The organism is Alkalihalophilus lindianensis (assembly GCF_032843265.1).
In the GTDB taxonomy this organism is placed as follows: domain Bacteria; phylum Bacillota; class Bacilli; order Bacillales; family Bacillaceae_D; genus Alkalihalophilus; species Alkalihalophilus lindianensis.
In genome coordinates, this window is the sequence record NZ_JAWJBA010000924.1 from 1 (window position 1) to 241 (window position 241).

Consider the following 241-nt stretch of genomic DNA (forward strand, 5'->3'; position numbering starts at 1 on the left):
ATAGATTTCAATAACCCGTTTTTCAGTGGAGCCGGAATACTTTGGAAACTTAGGACGGCCAGTGAATGTTTCAGGCGTTTTCTTCCATTGTTCCAATGCTTTAAAAAAGCTCTTTGCTTCCGAAAACAGGGTTCTACGAATCGCTTGAACGGAGTTTGATTGAAGGCCCCAATAGTTCACATCCGCTTGCATTGCAGCGTCTACTTCCTTCACCGTCGCCATCCTATTATGGTGTAAGTAA

Annotated in this window: 1 pseudogene; it reads right to left on the minus strand. The window is 43.6% G+C overall.

What is annotated here, in order from left to right:
• A pseudogene (locus RYX56_RS24815) lies at nucleotides 1–241 on the minus strand (RNA-guided endonuclease TnpB family protein); the annotation flags it as partial.